The 16541-nt window shown below is 73.7% G+C and carries 15 protein-coding genes; 7 read left to right on the top strand and 8 right to left on the bottom strand.

Annotation, left to right across the window (positions count from 1 at the left end; translation table 11 throughout):
* Positions 1-44: 44 nt before the first annotated feature.
* A complete protein-coding gene (locus tag ACIGXW_RS17905) occupies positions 45-1607 on the bottom strand; it encodes an alpha/beta hydrolase (RefSeq protein WP_399573866.1) in 1563 nt (520 codons plus the stop codon).
* 278 nt (positions 1608-1885) lie between these two features.
* On the opposite strand from ACIGXW_RS17905, the gene ACIGXW_RS17900 reads away from it, so the two are divergent.
* Positions 1886-2578 carry a nuclease-related domain-containing protein gene (locus tag ACIGXW_RS17900; protein WP_177337914.1) on the top strand — a complete coding sequence of 231 codons (693 nt, stop codon included), beginning with the start codon at positions 1886-1888 and terminating at the stop codon, positions 2576-2578.
* Positions 2579-2603: 25 nt separating this feature from the next.
* Here ACIGXW_RS17900 and ACIGXW_RS17895 read toward each other — a convergent pair whose 3' ends face one another.
* Positions 2604-3005 carry a BlaI/MecI/CopY family transcriptional regulator gene (locus ACIGXW_RS17895; protein ID WP_360907054.1) on the bottom strand — a complete coding sequence of 134 codons (402 nt, stop codon included), beginning with the start codon at positions 3003-3005 and terminating at the stop codon, positions 2604-2606.
* A gap of 192 nt (positions 3006-3197) precedes the next feature.
* On the opposite strand from ACIGXW_RS17895, the gene ACIGXW_RS17890 reads away from it, so the two are divergent.
* Positions 3198-5255 (top strand): transglycosylase domain-containing protein, encoded by a 2058-nt coding sequence (locus ACIGXW_RS17890; RefSeq protein WP_399573865.1) that lies wholly within the window; start codon positions 3198-3200, stop codon positions 5253-5255.
* 42 nt (positions 5256-5297) lie between these two features.
* Here the strand turns inward: ACIGXW_RS17890 and ACIGXW_RS17885 are convergent, their stop codons facing one another.
* The 4 genes from ACIGXW_RS17885 to zapE form a co-directional block, all read right to left on the bottom strand.
* The gene (locus ACIGXW_RS17885; protein WP_360907058.1) at positions 5298-6581 is read right to left on the bottom strand and encodes a hypothetical protein; all 1284 of its coding nucleotides are present in this window, start codon (positions 6579-6581) and stop codon (positions 5298-5300) included.
* 43 nt (positions 6582-6624) lie between these two features.
* Positions 6625-7335: a peptidyl-tRNA hydrolase gene (locus tag ACIGXW_RS17880; RefSeq protein WP_399573864.1), complete on the bottom strand. Its 711-nt coding sequence runs from the start codon at positions 7333-7335 to the stop codon at positions 6625-6627.
* Between the two features lie 35 nt (positions 7336-7370).
* A complete protein-coding gene (locus tag ACIGXW_RS17875; RefSeq protein ID WP_399573863.1) occupies positions 7371-8234 on the bottom strand; it encodes a polysaccharide deacetylase family protein in 864 nt (287 codons plus the stop codon).
* A gap of 92 nt (positions 8235-8326) precedes the next feature.
* Positions 8327-9403 carry a cell division protein ZapE gene (zapE, locus tag ACIGXW_RS17870; RefSeq protein ID WP_399574055.1) on the bottom strand — a complete coding sequence of 359 codons (1077 nt, stop codon included), beginning with the start codon at positions 9401-9403 and terminating at the stop codon, positions 8327-8329.
* Positions 9404-9535: 132 nt separating this feature from the next.
* On the opposite strand from zapE, the gene ACIGXW_RS17865 reads away from it, so the two are divergent.
* Positions 9536-10321: a pyrimidine reductase family protein gene (locus ACIGXW_RS17865; protein ID WP_399573861.1), complete on the top strand. Its 786-nt coding sequence runs from the start codon at positions 9536-9538 to the stop codon at positions 10319-10321.
* 160 nt (positions 10322-10481) lie between these two features.
* Positions 10482-10967, top strand: coding sequence for an indole-3-glycerol phosphate synthase (locus tag ACIGXW_RS17860; protein ID WP_071963453.1), 486 nt, complete (start codon positions 10482-10484; stop codon positions 10965-10967).
* Here ACIGXW_RS17860 and ACIGXW_RS17855 read toward each other — a convergent pair.
* Together ACIGXW_RS17855 and ACIGXW_RS17850 are read right to left on the bottom strand one after the other, a co-directional pair.
* Positions 10928-11695, bottom strand: a complete 768-nt coding sequence (locus ACIGXW_RS17855) for an ABC transporter ATP-binding protein (RefSeq protein ID WP_399573860.1) — start codon at positions 11693-11695, stop codon at positions 10928-10930. The two genes, ACIGXW_RS17860 and ACIGXW_RS17855, sit on opposite strands and share 40 nt — an antisense overlap.
* Positions 11692-12753, bottom strand: coding sequence for an ABC transporter permease (locus tag ACIGXW_RS17850; protein WP_399573859.1), 1062 nt, complete (start codon positions 12751-12753; stop codon positions 11692-11694). The genes ACIGXW_RS17855 and ACIGXW_RS17850 overlap by 4 nt, the downstream gene beginning before the upstream one ends.
* Positions 12754-12926: 173 nt before the next feature.
* Here ACIGXW_RS17850 and ACIGXW_RS17845 point away from each other — a divergent pair, with 173 nt between their 5' ends.
* The 3 genes from ACIGXW_RS17845 to murC all read left to right on the top strand — a co-directional run bounded on the left by ACIGXW_RS17845 (position 12927) and on the right by murC (position 16516).
* Positions 12927-14405 carry a sensor histidine kinase gene (locus ACIGXW_RS17845; RefSeq protein WP_399573858.1) on the top strand — a complete coding sequence of 493 codons (1479 nt, stop codon included), beginning with the start codon at positions 12927-12929 and terminating at the stop codon, positions 14403-14405.
* The gene (locus ACIGXW_RS17840; protein ID WP_399573857.1) at positions 14402-15043 is read left to right on the top strand and encodes a response regulator; all 642 of its coding nucleotides are present in this window, start codon (positions 14402-14404) and stop codon (positions 15041-15043) included. The genes ACIGXW_RS17845 and ACIGXW_RS17840 overlap by 4 nt, the downstream gene beginning before the upstream one ends.
* Positions 15044-15118: 75 nt before the next feature.
* Entirely contained in the window at positions 15119-16516 is a 1398-nt protein-coding gene (gene murC, locus ACIGXW_RS17835) for a UDP-N-acetylmuramate--L-alanine ligase (RefSeq protein WP_399573856.1), read from the top strand.
* Positions 16517-16541: the final 25 nt, after the last annotated feature.

The following is a 16541-nucleotide window of genomic DNA, read 5'->3' as shown; positions in this document are numbered from 1 at the left end:
TGATGGTGACGGCGGGCGCCCCGTGGGGCGCCCGCCGTCCGCTGTCAGGTCGTCGCGCGCGGCTGCGGGCGCGGTGAGCAGTAGGTGCGGCGCGCCGGGAGGTCGCCGCCGAGCAGGTAGGCCTCCAGGTAGTCGTTGACGCAGGCGTTGGGTCCGCCGCCGATGCCGTGGGTGCCGGCGCCCCGCTCGGTGACCAGGACCGAGCCCGCGAGCCGGCGCTGGAGCTCGAGCGCGCCCTTGTACGGCGTCGCCGCGTCCCGCTCGGCGGCCAGCAGCAGCGTGCGGGGCAGGCCGGACTTCCGCTCCACCTTGACCTCGAGCGGACGCTGCCGGGGCCCCTTCCAGAACGCGCAGGGCAGGTTCATGAAGGCGTTGGACCACGTCTCGAACGGGGCCTTGCGGGCCAGCGTGGAGTTGTCGCGGTCCCACACCGGCCAGGAGCCGGGCCAGGACGCGTCGTTGCACTCGACGATGGTGTAGACGGCGTTCTCGTTCTCGGCGGCCCGGGCGGAGACCGGGTCGGGGGCGGCCAGCGCGATGAGCGGCTTGTCGTCGCCGCGCAGGTACGCGGACAGCGCGCGGGCGTCCCGCGCCCAGTGGCTGTCGGAGTAGCCGGCCTTCAGGAAGGCGCCCTGCATCTGGCCGGGGCCCACAGTGCCGCCGGCCGGCTGCTTCTCGAGCTTGCGGCTCGCCTTCTCGTACGCGGACAGCACCTCCCGCTCCGTGCGGCCCAGGTGGTAGACGGCGTGGTGCCGGGCCACCCAGCGCCGCCAGTCGGCCCAGCGCCGTTCGAAGGCCGCCGACTGGTCGAGGTTGTTGCCGTACCAGATCTTGCGGGGGTCGGGGTTGACGATGCTGTCGAAGACCATGCGGCGTACGTGCTTGGGGAAGAGCGTGGCGTACAGGGCGCCGAAGTAGGTGCCGTAGGAGGCGCCCATGAAGTTCAGCTTCCGCTCGCCCAGCGCGGCCCGCAGGACGTCGAGGTCCCGGGCGTTGTTGAGGCTGGTGAAGTGGCGCAGGCGGCTGCCGTTCTTGTGGGCGCAGCCCTGGGCGTAGGCGCGGGCCTTGGTCAGCTGCCGCTTCTTGTAGGCGGCGGTCGGGTGCTCCGGGGCCAGGGTGGGGCCCTTGATGAAGCCGGCCGCGTCCACGCAGGACAGCGGCGCGGAGCGGCCCACGCCGCGCGGGGCGTAGCCGATCAGGTCGTAGGCGTCGGCGACGTTGCGCCACTGGGGGAGGCCGGCGAGCAGGGGGTAGAACATGCCGTTGCCCCCCGGCCCGCCGGGGTTGAAGACGATCGCGCCCTGCCGGGCCGCGCCCCCTTCGGTGGAGCGCGTCCGGCTGACCGTGAGGCGGATGTGCTTGCCGCCGGGGTGGGCGTAGTCCAGCGGTACGGACACGGTGCCGCACTCCACGGAGTGGCCCAGGCCCTCCACGGCGGGGCAGGTGCCGAAGTCGATGCCCTTGGCGGCGGCCTGCCGGGCCGCCAGGGCCACCCCGCGCGCCTCGGCGAGGCCGGGGTCCAGGGCCTGGGCGGGGGCGGCGGGGAGGCCGGTGAGTCCGGTGAGGATCAGGGATCCGATGGTTCCGTACAGGGCTGCTGCTCTCACTGGGCCCTATCCCTTCAATATGCAATGCGGCAAAAGGGATAATTAGGTCATCAGTTGGCGAAGTAAAGCACCGAGGTGCGATGTCGGATCCGAAGCGCCCGAACGCGTCAGCGATCCACCCCGCCGGGCCGCGGGCCGGCCTCCGGCCGGGGTGGGTCCGGGCATGGCGAAGGCCCCGCGGTCGGGGGGTTGCCGCGGGGCCTCACGCGTTTCAACGGGTGGACGAATGGGTTGGTTCCCTCGCTTCTGCGGCAATATGGCGGGTGGGGGTGATGGGCGTGGGCGAGCGGCCGGAATCGAAGAGGGGTGCGGACGGAAAGCGCTACGACCCGGAAAGGCTCTTCCTGCCTCCCGACGACGACCTCGCGCCGAACCGGCCCGGGGAGACGCTGCGCGCCCGGCTCGACGCGTCCCGCAACGGCCGCGTCCGGCTGGTGCTCGCCCGGCTCCTGGGCCGCCGGCCCGTGGAGGACGGCTGGCGGGGGGCGCTGGCCGCGGAGCAGCTCGTCGGGACGGCGCTGGACGGGCTGGCGGCGGGCGGCTGGGAGGTGGTGCACTCGATCGTCCTGCCGGGGGACGCGGTGATCTCCCACCTGCTGATCGGTCCCGGCGGGGTCTTCTGCGTCGAGGCGGAGCAGGTCCGCTCGGCGCGGGTGGAGGTGGGGCGCGACGGCGCGCCCGGGGCGGCGGGGGAGCGGCGGCCCTGTCCGTACGTCCGCCGGGCCCGGCACAGCGCGGCGCGGTCCTCGCTGGTGCTCTCGCGGGGCTGCGGCTTCCTGGTGACCGTCCGGCCGGTCCTGGTGCTGGTCGGAGCCAAGGACGTCGAGGTGGCGGGCTCGCTGGAGGACGTACGGGTGCTGCGGGAGCGGGAGGTCTCCTGGCTCGGCACGCTCGGCGGCGTGCTCCACCCGGACCGGGTGGACCGCATCCATACCGTGGCGCGCGACCGGCGCGTCTGGCTGCGGGCCTGAGCGATCGGCGGGCGCCCCGGGCCGGCTAGCGGGCGAGGGGCGCGCCGCCGGACAGCAGCTGGAGCAGCAGCGCCCCGTCCTCCTCGGTCAGGCCGTCGGCGAAGCGGGTCAGCACGACCTCGCGGTCGGTGCGGCCGTCGAGGACCTTGTGCATCCGGCGGGCGGCGAGGCCGGCCTCGTCGGTGAGCGGCGCGTAGGCGTAGGCGCGGCCGCGGGGGGTGCGGGTGAGCACCTCCTTGCCGTGCAGCCGGGACAGGATCGTCACCACCGTGCTGTACGTCAGCTCGCCCGGGAGCGTGGCCTGGACCTCGCGGGGGGTCAGCGGGGCGCCCGCCCGCTGCAGTGCGGCGAGGACCTCGCCCTCCAGCGCTCCGCTCGCCCTGCGCCGGCCCTGGCGCACGACGACGGCGGGTGTGGCGGCTTCCATGCGTTTCGACGTTCCTTCTGCTGATCCCACTGATTTTCTCTTTACCTCTACAGGAGTGTAAAGGAATCGGACGGCTTTCAACGATCTGACGGATCTTCAGATTCCGTTTGTGGCAGACTCGGCGGCATATCGAACCGGAATATATCGAGCGGCAGACGCAGCGACGGATGTTCGGACGGGGTCAGGTCATCGGTGGACAAAAAACGACATAACGGGGCACGTGCTGGCATAAAACCCACCCCCGCGCGTGGCCGTCGACGGCGTGCCACCCCTCGCCGCGCCCTGCCGGGCCACGCCCTGCTGAAGAAGCTGCGCCCGGTCTACCCACGGCCCGGGCGGACGGGCTACCGCCGCTGGATACCCTCCTGGCGCCAGACGCTCGGGCTCTTCGGCACCGTCGCCGGCACGCTCACCGCCCTCGTCGCGATCATGTACGCGCGCACCGAGATACCCGCCGACCTCAATGCCTTCGCCACCCAGCAGGACAACGTCTACTACTGGGCCGACGGCTCCGAGATGGCCCGCACGGGCCCGGTCGACCGCCAGGAAGCGGCCCTGGACAAGATCCCCGAGAAGGTGCGCTGGGCGGCCCTCGCCGCCGAGAACGAGACCTTCTACTCCGACAGCGGCGTCTCGCCCAGCGGCATGATGCGCGCCGTCACCAGGATGGTCAGCGGCGGCGACCGGCAGGGCGGCTCCACCATCACCCAGCAGTACGTGAAGAACGCCTACCTGAACCAGGAGCAGACCTTCACCCGCAAGCTCACCGAGATGTTCATCGCGATCAAGCTCGACAACAAGATGAGCAAGTCGGACATCCTGCAGGGCTACCTCAACACCAGCTGGTACGGGCGCGGCAGCTACGGCATCCAGCGCGCCGCCCACGCCTACTACGGCAAGGACGTCTCCCAGCTCGACGTGAGCGAAGGGGCGCTCCTGGCCTCCCTGCTCAAGGGCGCCGCCCTCTACGACCCGGCGGTCAGCGCCAAGAACCACGAGCGCGCCGTCGAGCGCTGGAACTGGATCCTGGACCGCATGGTCACCATCGGCAAGCTCTCGGCGAAGGAGCGGGCCACGTACACGAAGTTCCCCGAGCCCAAGGCCCCGCCCAAGCCCGCCGGCCTCGACGGCCAGACCGGCTACCTCGTCGACACCGCCCGCGCCTACGTCAGCGCCCACACCGACGTCTCCGACGCCGACTTCGACCTCGGCGGCTACCAGATCCGCACCACCTTCGAAAAGCCGCGCGTCGAGTCGCTCGCCAAGGCCGTCGCCGACGTACGGCAGGGACTCGAGCCCGGGACCCGCGACGCGGACAAGAACGTCCGCATCGGCGCCGCCTCCGTCTCCACCGAGGGACGCATCCTCGCCCTGTACGGCGGCCCCGGCTACCTCAAGCAGGGCTTCAACGACGCCAACTCCACCGTCGTCCCGGCCGGCACCGCCTTCGGCCCCTTCGTCTACGCCGCCGCCCTCCGCGACGGCATCCAGCGCGAACGCGGCGGCCCGCGCACGCCCGTGACCCCCGCCACCGTCTACAACGGGGACGACAAGGTGGCCGTACGCACACCCGAGGGCCCGTACTGGGACCGCTCCGGGAAGATCGTGAAGGCCGTCAACGACGGCAACAAGTCCTGGGGGAAGATCCCGCTCAAGGAGGCGGTCGCGCAGTCCGTCAACTCCCCGATCATGCAGCTGGGTATGGACGTGGGCCTGGAGCGGGTGCGCCGTGCGGCGGTCCAGACCGGCCTGCTCGCCGAGAGCATGGGCACCCAGGTGCCCGCCTTCTCCCTGGGCACCAGCACCCCCAGCCCCATCCGCATGGCCGGCGCCTACGCCACCTTCGCCGCCAAGGGCATGCACAGCGAGCCGTACTCCGTCGACAAGCTCAGCCGCAACGGCGACGCCGTCGCCGTCGAGAAGCCCACCCCCGCCCGGGCCCTGCCCGCGGGCGTGGCCGCGTCCGTCGACGACGCGCTGCGCGAGGCCGTGCGGCGCGGCACCGGCACGGCCGCGAAGGCCGCCGGAACCGACGCGGCGGGCAAGACCGGCACCGGACCGGGCAACAAGTCCGCCTGGTTCGCCGGCTACCGCGGCACCACGTCCACCGCCGTCTCGCTCTTCCGCATCGACCCCACCTCGCAGGAGCTGCTCCCGCTGGACGGAGTGGGCGGCGCCGCGAAGTCGGCCACCGGGAGCACGTACCCGATCGACATCTGGACCCGGTACATGGGCAAGCCCGGAAACTGACGGCACGCGGGCCCGCCCCCGAGAGGGGGGCGGGCCCGGGGGCTACTTGACGAAGGTCTTCCAGTCCGGCGCCTGCGCGGGGTCCAGGCCCCGCAGCTTCGCCAGCACCTTCGGGTCCTGGGCGTCCAGCCAGTCGGCCACCTGCCGGAAGGACACGCACCGCACCCCGTCGCGGCGGCAGACGTCCTTCATGACCTCCTCCATGGCCTTCATATAGATCCCGCCGTTCCAGGTCTCGAAGTGGTTGCCTATGAACAGCGGGGCCCGGCTGCCGTTGTAGACCCGCTCGAAGCCGTTGAGGTAGCCCTCCTTGGTGAGCCTGAGCCACTCCGGGCGCTTGGCGGGGTCGCCATTGGTGTTGTCGCCGGACTGGTTGAAGAGGAAGTTGAAGTCCATCGACAGGACCTGGCGCTCGCTCTTCGGATACGGCAGCAGCTGCAGCGGGAAGTTCCAGACTCCGTCGATCTTCGACGGCCACAGCTGGAAGTCGCCGGGCGAACTGGCGTCGTAGCGCCAGCCGAGGGACTTCGCCGCCGGTATCAGGGTCTTCTGCCCCTCCAGGCACGGGGCGCGGCCGCCCACGAGCTCCTTCTTGTAGTCGAAGGGCAGCGGGGCGACGTCCTTGAAGCCGGTATTGGTCTTCCAGTTCTGCACGAACGAATAGGCCTGGTCTATCTCCTTCTTCCATTCGTCCGTGGTCCAGTCACCGCCCCCGCCCTTGCCGCAGAAGTGGCCGTTGAAATGCGTGCCTATCTCGTTGCCCTCCAGCCACGCGCCGCGCAGCTGCTCCAGGGTGTCCTTGATGTGCGCGTCGGAGGTGAAGTCGATGGCCGCCTCGCCCGGCTTGTGCCGGGGCGGCTCGTACTTCTGCCGGTCCGACTTCGGCAGCAGATAGATGCCCGTCAGGAAGTACGTCATCTGCGCGTTGCTCGCCCGGGCGACCTGGCGGAAGTGGGAGAAGAGCTTGTCGTCGTTCTCCAGCGCGCCGTCCCAGGAGAAGACGACGAACTGCGGCGGCTTCTCGCCCGGCTTCAGCTTCTCCGGCTTGGCCACCTTCGGCTGCGGACCGGTGTACGACGTCGAGCCGTCCCCGAGGACGTGGACCTTCCCGTCCCACTTCTCTTCCGGCTTCTTGCCGTCGTCGTTCCCGCTCCCGTCCCCGTTCCCCGAGGGCGAGGAGGCCGATCCGGCCTCCTTCTTACGGTCGTCCCCGCCGGAATCCCCGCGCGTCAGCCCGGCCACGAGCGCCACCGCCACGCACACGGAGGCCAGAGCCGTCGCGCCGTACAGAGACTTCGTCGCACTGTACAGAGGCTTCTTCGACAACTTCGTACTCCCTGGCGCCAGTACACATGTTCAGGCGCCAGTATCACAGGCTTGTATGACAGATCCGTAGCAAAGGGTGGTCCGCGACCACCGTGCACGAGCCGGGGGCGATCTCCGTGAACCCGGCATCCCGTACCACCGGTAGCCCGCTCGTCGTCAGCTCCGCCCACCACCCGGGGTCCGCGGTCCGCACCGCCAGCGGGAAGCCGGCCGCGCGCCAGGCCGCCCGCGCCGCCCCGTCCAGGCCCCACCACGCCAGCTGCGCCCCGTGCCCGGCCTGCGCCATGGCCTTGCCCGCCGACATCTCCAGGTCCGGGTTCAGCCACAGCACCGCACCGGCGCCGTCCGGCGCGGCCGGCGGCGCGGGGTCGTCCAGGTCCGTGCCCGACACCTGCAGCTTGACCAGCTCCTTGGGCCAGCCGTCCAGCGGCACGGGCGGGAAGACCCGCACCTCCGCGCTCTCGCCGGTCACCGTGATGCCCGGCAGCGCCGACGCCTTGCGCCACTCCGCACCGCGCGCCCTGCGCACGACCTTGCGGATCCTGGCGTCCTGCCAGTCCCGCACGGCCTGCGCCCAGGCGCCGTCCTCCTCGGTCGCCCGCTCGTCGGACAGCAGCGCCAGCACCGCGCGGGCCGCCGTCTGCAGCGCGTCCGTCCGGGCGGGGGGTGCCGTCTTCTCGATCCGCACCACGAGCGGCAGGACGAACTGCGGGGCCTCGTCGCGGGGGTCCGGGGAAGTGTCAGTGCTGGTCACGGCCCCAGTCTGCCAGCCGCACCGACGCGCGGGCCCTACGGGGCCCGGCGGCCGGCGGCACCGATGAGATCGGAGACCCGCACGAATGCGTACCCCTTGGCCCGCAGCTCCGGCACGATGCGCCGCACCGCCTCCTCGGTGGTGGGCGCCGCGCTGCGCGTGCAGTGCATCACCACGACCGAGCCGGGCCTGACCTGGGAGATCACCTGCGCGGCCACGGGAGCGGCCTGCTTGGCGAAGGCGTCGCCGCTTATGACGTCCCACTGCACGGCCGTCACCTTCGCCGGGCCGATCTCCCGCAGCGCCGCCGCGTCGTGGCAGCCGCCGGGGAAGCGGAAGTACGGCACCACGTGCTCGGCGCCGGCGCGCCGGAAGGCGGCGAAGGCGCGGTCCACGTCGGCGCGGGCCGTGCCGCGGGCGACGGTCGGCAGGCCGTAGCAGGGCGTGGTGAAGGCGTGGTGGCTGTAGGAGTGGTTGGCGATCTCGAAGAGCGGGTCCGTGCCGATGGACCGGGCCTGGTCCGGGTACTGCTCGGCCCACCTGCCGGTCATGAAGACCGTCGCGGGCACCTTCAGCCGGCGCAGGGTCTCGATCAGCGCCGGGTTGTCGAAGTGATCCCCGCGTGCCGCGCGCGGGCCCTGATCCGCCGTCATGTCGGCGTCGAAGGTGAGGGCGACCCGCTTGCCGCCGTCACGGCTGCCGTGCGAGAAGACGGGGGCGGCGCCGCCGGGGCCGGGCGGGAGGGTGGGGGCGGCCGATGCGGGTGCCGGGGCGTTCGTGGCGGGGGCGGGGGCTGCTGTGGTGGGGGCCGGCTTGGCGGTGCTGTGGCCGCCGCAGGCGGTCAGGGCGCAGCCGAGGAGGGTCGCCGCGGCGAGGGCGGTGCGTGAGGGTCGGGGCACGAGCCGATTCTTTCCCCAGCCCCGCCCCTTCCCGAAACCGGGTGCTCCGCCCCCGGACCCCCGGTCCTCAAACGCCGGACGGGCTGGAAACGCTACGCGTCGACGAGCCCCTTCGCGTCGCGCGCCAGCGCGGTCAGGCGCGAGATGGCCCGGAAGTACTTCTTGCGGTAGCCGCCGTTCAGCATCTCCTCGCTGAACAGCTCGTCGAAGGGCCGCCCGGACGCCAGCACCGGCACCTCGCGGTCGTACAGGCGGTCGGCGAGGACCACCAGGCGCAGCGCCGTCGACTGGTCCGGCACCGGTTCGACGCCCCTCAGGCACACGGCCTGGACGCCGTCGCACATGGCGCCGTAGCGGCTCGGGTGGACCTTGGACAGGTGCTCCAGGAGGGCGGGGAAGGCATCGAGCGAGGCGCCGTCGGTGCGGTGCGCCACGCGCTCGACGGTCTCGTCGTCGTACGGGGCCGGGGCCTGCGGCAGGCCGCGGTGGCGGTAGTCCTCGCCGTCGATGCGCAGCGGGCGGAAGTGGGCGGACAGGCCCTGGATCTCCCGCAGGAAGTCGGCGGCGGCGAACCGGCCCTCGCCGAGCTTGCCGGGCAGCGTGTTGGAGGTGGCGGCCAGGGCCACGCCGGCGTCGACGAGCTTGCCCAGCAGGGTGGAGACCAGGACGGTGTCGCCCGGGTCGTCGAGTTCGAATTCGTCGATGCACAGCAGGGCGTGGCCGCTGAGCGTCTGCACGGTCTGCTGGAAGCCCAGCGCGCCGACGAGGTTGGTCAGCTCGACGAACGTGCCGAAGGCCTTCCGCTCGGGCGGGGCCGCGGTGGCGTGCCAGAGGGAGGCCAGCAGGTGGGTCTTGCCGACGCCGTAGCCGCCGTCGAGGTAGACGCCGCGCGGGCCGGCGGGGGTGGCCGGCTTGCTCTCGCGCCGGAACCAGCGCTTGCGGCCGGCGCCGCTCGCGCCGGCGTCGCCGAGGCCGGCGGCGAAGCCGCTCAGGACCTCGACGGCCTGGGCCTGGCTGGGCTGGTTCGGGTCGGGGATGTAGTTGTCGAACCGCACCGAGCCGAACCGCGGCGGGGGCACCATCTCGGCGACCAGGCGGTCGGCCGGTACGTGCGGGGCGCGCGAGGTGAGCGCGAGGGGCTGCTGCACGGCCGTGCCCTGCCCGGCTATGGGACCGGGGGCGGCGGAGCCGGCGGCTGCGGTGGACGGTGATGCGGTGGAGGACGACACAGCGCTCCAGCGTAGTCGCGGAAGCGGGAGGAGGCCGTCCCGCGCGGGGCGAGCCATGTCACACTGCCGCCTATGCGACGCCTGTTCCCCTCTCCGCTGCACCCCTCCGACCTCGAAGACCGCGAATGGGGGCTGGACGAGCTCGCCGACCTCTACGCCTACCCGGACGCGGCCCCGGAGGCCGCGGGCGGCGCGCGGCCGTGGCTGCGGGCCAACATGGTCTCCTCGCTCGACGGCGCGGCCCATCACGAGGGGCGCTCGCAGCCGCTGTCCTCCGCCGCCGACATGCGGATCTTCGGCACGCTGCGGGGGCTCGCCGACGCGGTGGTGGTGGGGGCCGAGACCGTACGGCAGGAGGGCTACCGGCCGGCGAAGGCCCGTGAGGCCTTCGCGGCGCGGCGCGCGGCGCTCGGCCAGGGGCCCGCGCCCGTCATGGCGATGGTGAGCGCGGGGCTCGACCTGGACTTCTCGCTCCCTCTGTTCACCTCGCCGCTCGTGCCGACCCTCGTGCTGACGGGCGCGGACGCGCCGGCGGACCGGGTGGCCGCGGCCCGTGCGGCGGGCGCCGAGGTGGTCGTGGCGGGGGAGGGGCGGGGCGTGGAGGCCGCCCGGGTGCCCGGGGTGCTGGCGGAGCGGGGGCTGACGCGGCTGCTCACGGAGGGCGGGCCGCGGCTGCTGGGGCAGTTCGCCTCGGCGCGGGTGCTGGACGAGATGTGCCTGTCGCTGGCGCCGGTGGTCGCCACCGGCACGGCGCCCCGGATCATGGCGGGGCCGCCGCTGGCGGTGCCGGAACGGTTCGCTCTCGACGGGGTGCTGGAGGACGGCGGGTTTCTCTTCACCCGCTACCGAAGGATCTGACAATCGGCGGAATTTGCCGTTCCGGTTCGCTTCCGGTGGGCAGAATTGAGTCAGACGCTCCCCCGAGGGCACAGGATCAAAACAGGCGGGCTCATGGGGAGCACGCGCAGGATGGTTTCTGTTGGGCCCGGCCGGCCCACGTAGGAGAAGGGCCCTCACCGTGTTCACGAGCGTATTGATGATCGAGCAGCCGCTGTCCGCCGCGGATGTCGACTTCGTCACGACCCTTCACGACGACGACATGTCCTTCGTGGTCCTCATGCGGCCCCGCGGGGACGAGGACCGGCTGCTGCGCGCGATCGACGACGTGGCCCTGGGCGAGCTGGAACAGGCCGTCCACGAGGCCGACGAGCCCGAGGGCGAGGAGGCCCTGCGGCCCGCCGCCCTCGCCCTGGAGCACTCCCTGCAGAGCCTGCGGGCGGCCGGCTGCGAGGCCGTCGGCCAGATCATCGACAACCACCCGCTGGACCTGCTGCGGTCCGTGGTCGAGCAGACCCACGCCGACGAGGTGATCGTGCTGACCGCCCCGCACCTGGTCGAGGAGTTCTTCCACCGCGACTGGGCCTCGCGCGCCCGCCACAAGGTCGGCGTGCCCGTCCTGAAGCTCTACGCCCACAACGACGAGGACGAGGGCGACGAGGAGTGAGGCGGGCCGGCGCCCAGCCGGCCGTCACCCATCACCAGCACCCGGTCCGCCCGGCCGAGCAGGCCCCGGTCGTGCGTCACCAGCACCGTCGCCGTGCCGTGCCGCCGGGTGACCTCGGCCAGCAGCTCCACGACCCGCTCGCCGCGCTCGTGGTCCAGCGCGGACGTCGGCTCGTCCACCAGCAGCACCGACGGACCGCCCCACAGCGCGCGGGCGATGTTCACCCGCTGCCGCTCGCCGCCCGAGAGCCGGTGCGGGTGCCGGCGCCGCTTCGCCCCGTCCAGCCCGACCGACTCCAGCAGCCCCGCCGCGCGCGCCCGCGCGGCGCGCCCCGTCCTGCCGCCCCGCAGGTGCTCCACCGCCAGCAGCTGCTCCTCGGCCGTCAGCGACGGCAGCAGGTTCGGCTGCTGGAAGACGATGCCGATCCGTTCGCGGCGCAGCGCCGCACGGCCGCGGGCGCTCAGCCGCGAGGTGTCCTCGCCCGCCACCACCACGCGCCCCGCGTCCGGGCGCAGCAGCGTCGCCGCCACCGCCAGCAGGCTCGACTTCCCCGACCCGGACGGCCCCACGACCGCCACCAGCTCGCCGGCCGCCACGGACAGCGACACCTCGTCGAGGGCGGTGAGCCTGCGGTCGCCATCCGGATAGGTGAGTTCGACCGCCTCCAGCGACAGAACGGCCGCAGGGGCCGGGGACCGGTCGGTGCCGGGGGTCTTCGAGGCGGTCATCGGGACGCTCCCAGCGCGGTCAGCGGGTCGACGGAGGTGATGCGGCGCACGGCGAGCGCGGAGCCGGCCAGGCCCAGCAGCACCATCGCCGCCACGGGTACGGCCACGGTGGCCGCGCCCAGCTCGAACGGCACGGCGGCGGAGGCCAGCGCCCCGCCCGCCGCGCCGGCGGCCGCGCCGAGGGCGGCGCCGGTGACCAGGACGACGGAGGCCTGCCCGAGGGCGTCGCGGACCAGATAGCCGCCGCTCGCGCCCACCGCCTTCAGCACCGCGACGTCGGGGCGCCGCTGCACCGTCCACACCGTGAAGAAGGCCCCCACCACCAGCGCGCTCACCACGAACAGGAACCCCTGCACGAGCCGGAGCGTGCCGTGCTCGGCGGTGTAGCCGTCGACGCCGTCCAGCGCCTCGCCGAGCCCGACGGCCTTCGTCGAGCGCGCCACGGCTCCCGACGGGCCGCCCCCGCCGGTCACGGCGAGCGCGGTGGGCTGTTGGCGGCTCACCTCCGCCCAGGTGGCGAGCGTCGTCCAGACGGTGGGGGTGTGGGAGTGGCTCCGGTCGGCGGTGATGCCGGAGACGGTCAGCTCGCGCGTGCCGAGCGTGACCCGGTCGCCGACCCGCAGCCGGCTCTCGCGGGCGAGGCGTTCGCCCACCGCCACCTGGCCGTCCTGCGGCGCCCCGCCCTCGCGCGGCGCGGGCCGCAGCCGCGCGGAGCCGCCGAACACGCTCACGGCCGAGGCCGAGCCGCCCGCGGTCAGCCGGGTCATCGCCACCCCCAGCGGCTCCGCGGACCGCACCCCCGGCGCCGTGCGCCAGGCGGCGCCCTGCCGCTCGTCCACGACGCTGTCGGAGAACGACACCCGCGGCTCGCCGCCCTCGGGCGCCCCGAACACGATCCGGTCCACGGGCAGCCCCGCGACGGCCGACGTGGCCTCCCGGGCCAGACCGTCGGTCAGGCCGTAGAGGAAGACCACGAGCATGGTGATGAGCGCGACGACGGTGCCCATGAGGGCGAACCGCCCTCGGGCGAAGCGGATGTCACGCAACGCGACGAACAACGAAGACCTCCCGGACCCGATCAGGACCCCGCCAGCCTTCCGCGCCCGGCCCGCCCTGCCATCGGGGCAAGGACCGGTCCCGCCCCCGTCCGTCCGGTCCACCCGTAAATCAATCGAACGGTTGATGCCCCGCGCGCCCGTCCCCCCGACCGAGGGCCCGTACGCTCGACGAGATGACCCGAACGAGCCCCTCCGCCCCCACTGCCGCGCGTGCGCGCGGCCGTTTCGCACGGCTGCGCCTTGGCCGGCCGGCGGCGGGGGTGGGTTCTGAGCCCGCCGCGGCACTCGTGACGCGCCCGCGTGACGGTGCCCCGCGCAGCGGCGGCGACGCGGTCGCCGGCCCGCGCGCGGGCGAGGACGGCGGCGATCCGCTCGGCTCCGTCGCCGCGGCCGGCCGCCGTGCGGCGGCGGGCGGGCCCGCTGCGGTCGCGCCGCCGTACGCCCCTGCCCCCGCCCCCGGCGGGGCTTCGCTCGCCGATGTAGGGGCCGGATTCGACGTGCCCTCGCTGCGGCTGGTGCGGCTCGCGTTGCACGGGGCGTTCTACGCGCTGCTCCTCGTCGCGCTCGGGCCCACCCTCCTCGGCGGTGGCCCGGTGGCCGTGCTCGTGGTCGCCGCTCTGCTCGGCGTCGTCCATGGGGCCGGCATCGTCCGGCCCGGGCGGTGGGCCGGGGTGCGGCTCGGTGTCGTGACCGCCTTGTGGCTGGTGCTGCTGGCCATGGACCACGGCTTCAGCTACGTCGCCTTCCCGCTCTTCTTCCTCTTCCTGCACGCCATGCCCGTGCGCTGGGCGCACCCCGCCATCGCCGCGGCCACCGCGGCGGTCGTCGCCGCGCAGGCCGGTGCGCCGGGCGGGCTCACCGTCGCCAAGGTGATCGGGCCGGTGGCCGGGGCCGCGGTGGCGATCCTGACCGGGTACGGGTACGCCGCGCTGTCCAAGGAGAGCCGCCGCCGGCAGCGGCTCATCGACGACCTGGTGCGCACCCGCGACGAGCTCGCCGCCGCCCAGCGCGAGGCGGGCCGGCTCGCCGAGCGGCAGCGCCTCGCACGGGAGATCCACGACACCCTCGCCCAGGGCCTGTCCAGCATCGTGCTGCTCGCCCGGGCCGCCGGCACCGCCGACCCCGGGACGGTCCCGGAGCGGGTGCGCGAGATCGGCCGGACCGCGTCGGACAACCTCGCCGAGGCCCGCCGCTTCGTCCAGGCCCTCACCCCGCCCGCCCTGGAGGACGCGCCACTGCCCGAGGCCCTGCGCCGGGTCACCGCCCGCACCGTCCCCGGGGCCGTCTTCCGCCTCGACGGCGAGCCCTGCCCGCTCCCCGTGGAGACCGAGGTCGCCCTGCTGCGCCTGACCCAGGAGGCGCTGGCCAACGTCGCCCGGCACGCGCGGGCGGACCGCGCGGCCGTGACCCTCGTCTACCTCGACGGGCAGGTCACCCTCGACGTCTACGACGACGGCGTCGGCTTCACCCCCGGGGACGGGCCGGCCGACGGGCGCCGCACCTTCGGCCTGCACGGCATGCGCGAGCGCATCGCCGAGCTCGGCGGCACCCTCACCGTCGAATCGGCCCCCGGCGAGGGCACGGCGATCGCCGCCGCGGTCCCCCTGCCCGCCGCCGTACGCACCGGCGAGCCGAAGGCGGCCACGGCATGAGCGACGTCATCACGGTCCTGCTGGTCGACGACCACCCCGTCGTACGGCGCGGGCTGCGCGCCATGGTCGACGAGCTGCCCGACGTGGAGGCGGCCGGCGAGGCCGGCGACGGCGCCGAGGCGCTGCGGCTGCTCGACGCCGGGGTCCGGCCCGACGTCGTCCTCATGGACCTCCAGATGGGCGCCGGCATGCACGGCGTCGAGGCGACCCGGCGCATCACCGCCCTGCCCGACCCCCCTGCCGTGCTCATCCTCACCACCTACAGCACCGACGCCGACATCCTCGCCGCCGTGGAGGCCGGAGCCACCGGCTACCTCCTCAAGGACGCCCCGCCCGAGGAGGTCGCCGCCGCCGTCCACGCCGCCGCCCGCGGCGAGACCGTCCTGGCCCCGCCCGTCGCCGCCCGCCTCCTGGGCCGCGTCCGCTCCGGCGGCCGGCCCGCTCTCTCGCCGCGCGAGACGGAGATCCTGGGGCTGCTGGCCGAGGGGCTGGCCAACCGGCAGATCTCCCGCCGCCTGTTCATCAGCGAGGCCACCGTCAAGACCCACCTCGTACACGTCTACGCCAAGCTCGGCGTCGACAGCCGCACCGCGGCCGTCGCGGCGGGCCTGACGGCGGGGCTGATCCGCCCAACGTGACGGGGCGGTCGGCAGGGGTGTAAGAATCGACGCTCTGCGCAGATTTTCGTTTCGACCCCTCAGGGAGCACCGCATATGGCACCGGCCGTCCCCACGACGATGGACCGACCGCACTTCATCGGCATCGGCGGCGCCGGAATGTCGGGCATCGCGAAGATCCTCGCGCAGCGCGGCGCGGCCGTCGCCGGCAGCGACGCGAAGGAGTCCGCGACCGCCGGCGCCCTGCGCGAGCTCGGCGCCACCGTCCACATCGGGCACGCGGCCGGCCACCTCGCCGAGGACGCCACCTGCGTCGTCGTCTCCAGCGCCATCCGCGCCGACAACCCCGAGCTGGCCGCCGCCGCCGAGCGCGGCATCCCCGTCGTCCACCGCTCGGACGCGCTCGCCCGCCTGATGGACGGCCTGCGCCCGATCGCGGTGGCCGGCACGCACGGCAAGACGACCACGACGTCCATGCTCGCCGTCTCCCTCGACGCCCTCGGCCTCGACCCGTCGTACGCCATCGGCGGCGACCTCGCCGGCCCCGGCTCCAACGCCCACCACGGCGGCGGCGAGATCTTCGTCGCCGAGGCGGACGAGAGCGACCGCAGCTTCCACAAGTACGCGCCCGAGGTCGCGATCATCCTCAACGTGGAGCTGGACCACCACGCGAACTACGCGTCGATGGACGAGATCTACGAGTCCTTCGACACCTTCGTCGGCCGGATCCGCCCCGGCGGCACGCTCGTCGTCTCCGCCGACCAGGCGGGCGCCCGCGAGCTGACCGAGCGCATCTCGGGCCGCTACGACATCGAGGTCGTCACCTACGGCACCGCCGAGGACGCCGACGTCCGCGTCCTCAAGGTCAACCCGCGCGGCCTGACCAGCGAAGTCACCGTCCTGCTCGGCGGCAAGATGCTGACCTTCACCGTCTCCGTGCCCGGCAGCCACTACGCGCACAACGCCGTCGCGGCCCTCGCCGCGGGCGTCGCGCTCGGCATCCCCGTGCACAACCTCGCCTCGGCGCTCGGCAAGTACACCGGCGTCAAGCGCCGCCTCCAGCTCAAGGGCGAGGCGAAGGGCGTGCAGGTCATCGACTCCTACGCCCACCACCCCACCGAGATGACCGCCGACCTGGAGGCCATCCGCGGCGCGGTCGACGCCGGCTCGCGCATCCTCGTCGTCTTCCAGCCGCACCTCTTCAGCCGCACCCAGGAGCTGGGCACCGAGATGGGCCAGGCCCTCACCCTGGCCGACGCCTCCGTGGTCCTGGACATCTACCCGGCCCGCGAGGACCCGATCCCCGGCATCACCAGCGCCCTGATCATCGACGCCGCGCGGACCGCCGGCGCCGAGGTGCGGCCCGAGCACGACATGGCCGCCATCCCGGACGTCGTCGCGGGAATGGCCCGCCCCGGCGATCTCGTTCTGACCATGGGCGCCGGCGATGTGACGGACCTCGGTCCGCGCATCCTGGCCCGCCTGGAGAGCTGACACCGGCAGAAAACGGAAGGAACGC

This window comes from Streptomyces sp. NPDC053079 (genome assembly GCF_044546695.1).
GTDB lineage: Bacteria > Actinomycetota > Actinomycetes > Streptomycetales > Streptomycetaceae > Streptomyces.
Note: the sequence above shows the minus strand (reverse complement) of the source record. Positions and strands in the feature narration are given on the sequence as shown.